Origin of the sequence: Winogradskyella sp. (assembly GCF_028289625.1) — a bacterium.
GTDB lineage: Bacteria > Bacteroidota > Bacteroidia > Flavobacteriales > Flavobacteriaceae > Winogradskyella.
Map to the genome: position 1 here is coordinate 1 of NZ_JANQOM010000088.1, position 2,970 is coordinate 2,970.

At 38.0% G+C, this 2,970-nt stretch carries 2 protein-coding genes; one reads left to right on the forward strand and one right to left on the reverse strand.

Going from position 1 to position 2,970, the window contains the following annotated elements:
- Positions 1–2,058, forward strand: a 2,058-nt coding sequence (locus tag Q0992_RS16470) for a TIM-barrel domain-containing protein (protein WP_299526950.1), incomplete at its 5' end; no start/stop codon positions are given.
- Between the two features lie 4 nt (positions 2,059–2,062).
- Here Q0992_RS16470 and Q0992_RS16475 read toward each other — a convergent pair.
- Positions 2,063–2,970 (reverse strand): DUF5686 family protein (locus Q0992_RS16475; protein ID WP_299526952.1); only part of this gene is annotated, 908 nt, incomplete at its 5' end.

Consider the following 2,970-nt stretch of genomic DNA (forward strand, 5'->3'; position numbering starts at 1 on the left):
AAATCCAATTCAGAACAAGATTGGTACTTTTTTGGTTATGGTCTCAACTACAAACAGGCCTTGTTAGATTACACATTAATTGCTGGAAAAATTCCAATGCCACCTAGATATGCGTTCGGATATTGGTGGTCTAGATATTGGGCATATTCCGATCCTGAATTTAGAGCTTTGGTGGATGATTTTAGGAGGTACCAAATCCCTATTGATGTTCTTGTTATTGATATGGACTGGCACTTAACTCATGGTGGTTTAAAAAATATTAAAAATCCTAAAAGAGACCCTTTTGGTGAAATGTTGGGTTGGACAGGTTATACTTGGAATAAAGCTTTGTTTCCTGAGCCAAGAAAATTTATAGAATGGACCAACGAAGAAAAATTAAAAACAGCTCTTAACTTGCATCCAGCATCTGGTGTGGCGCCCATGGAATCGCAATACCAAGATTTTGCCAAGAGTTATGGTTTTGATACTTCAGGAAATGCATGGATCCCTTACAAAATGGCCGAAAAGAAATGGGCAAAGACCTACTTTGATGTACTTCTTAAACCTTATGAAGAATGGGGAGTTGATTTTTGGTGGTTAGACTGGCAACAATTTCCCGAAAGCAAAATAGTTGAAGGCTTAAATAATACCTGGTGGCTTAATCACACTTTTTTTACGAGCATGGGTGAACGGACAGGAAAGCGTCCACTACTATTTCATCGTTGGGGAGGCTTGGGTAATCATCGCTACCAAATCGGTTTTTCGGGTGATTACAAAATATCGTGGGAATCCCTTAAATACCAGCCCTACTTTACGCATACAGCATCAAATGTTGGCTATGGTTACTGGAGTCATGATATAGGTGGCCATACTTCGGGAGATTTAGACCGAGATGCAGAATTGTATACACGCTGGTTACAATTTGGTGTGTTTAGTCCGATATTGAGAACACACAGCGCCAAAATATCCTCCATAGAAAGACGGTTCTGGATGTTTCCAAATGAGTTTAAGCACATGCGAGAGCTTATTCAATTACGCTATGCATTAACACCCTATACCTATACAATGGCAAGACATGCCTTCGATAAAGGCGTTTCGATTTGTCGCCCTATGTATTACGATAATCCAAAAGACGAGAATGCTTATAGTCATAAATACCAATATATGTATGGTGATCAACTTCTATTTGCACCTATTGCGGAACCTGTCGGAAAGGACTTGATTGCAGAGCAACACATATGGCTACCAAAAGGCATTTGGTTTAATTGGTCAACTGGCGAGAAACATGAAGGGGATACAGTCATCAATAAATCCTATATGCTTGAAGAACTCCCATTATTTGTTAAGGAGGGAGCAATAATTCCGATGTATCCAAAAATTACTAACCTACAAGATGTCCCTAATCATCTTATTTTAAAGGTATTTCCAGGAGCTTCGGGAAACTTCGAGTTATATGAAGATGAAGGAGATAATGAGAATTACAAATCCAAGTCTTTTACTATGACTTTAATTTCTCAGCTTGAAGCTGACAATGAAAAAGTTATCACAATCTCCCCTTTAAAAGGAAAGTATGAAAACATGCTATCAGCTAGAAGTTATAACATACAACTTCCTATTAGCTTTCCTCCCACATCAGTAGAAATAAATGGCAAAAACTACCCATACAATGCGAAAATTAGTAACGAGCATTGGTCGTATGATGGTCAAGAACTTATGACTTATATTAGTATCCCTGAACATGACATATCTGAAGAAGTCATTATCAAAATAACGTATCCGGAAATGAATATGAAGAAGAAAAATCTGGTGTATGGCAAACAAGGAAAATTTAAACGCCTTCAAAATATCATAGGTTTAATGAAAATTGAAATTGCGCGCGAAAATTGGTGGGCTTTATTATCGGATCGCGTATTCGCGGCAGAACAAACTCCTGTTAATATTACTTATAAGCCAACTAAAATCATTGAATATCTAGAATCATTCGATAAAAATTATGAAGTAATGCTCAATGACATGAGAAATCACAGAGATGCCAGAAAGGAAGTTACCGATAATATATTAATCCCTTTGAAGCAGTAAATATTTAGAAGTAAAACCCAAAACTACCAGTAACTCCAAAACGTCGCGCGTCAGGATTATCTAAGTAGTTGCCTCTAAAGTTAAAATCGATGCGTAAGATTTTAAAAATGTTGGCCACACCAAAACTATATTCATAATACACCCTAGAATCTGGAGCCACTAACGGAAATTCTACTGGGTTGCCTGTGGTGCTCAACGCAATATTCTCATCCGATAATTCCCCCCAAACACCTCTAATACTTGCAATAGCTCTGAGATTGTATTTCTTTAAAAAAGGAATGCGGGAAAATAAACGCCCATTAAAATTATGCTCTAAATGTAAAGAGGTATATGTATCGGTTACAAACTCATACCAATCTAACTGAGAGAAGGTATTATATATTGAAAAAAAGGTTTGGTTGCCAGGCACCACGCTTAATAATGCTAAAGGCACTTCGCCAAAGGTTTTACCTGCTTCAACTGAAGTGACCAATCGACCAAAACCACCGACTTGCCATGGTTGAATGTATGAAAACTGAACCTTTGTATAATCAAAATCGCTATCAAACCAATTGCGATCTCCGCGAGTGACTTGTGCAAATAGCCTTGCAAAATTATCATTCTTCTCTTTCCGTTCTACACCAAAGCCTGTCATTTGTCGCTTTGGAAAATAAGACAAGGCCAATCGGCTTTCGAACTGGTCAACTTCAGAAGAAATCCCCGTCGACGAATTTGGATCATTGTAATCCAAACTAAATGTTGGTGAGGCTGAACGTAACTGTCTAAAACTACCATCAATCCGTACTTCGAAATTCCTCAAGGGTTCTAATGAAAATCCAAAATTGGTCAGGCTAATATTGGTGAGTCTGTCATTAGCACCAGCCGTAAAAACCGCATTAGAGGCTAAACTTCGTCCTAATACATCCGTAGAAC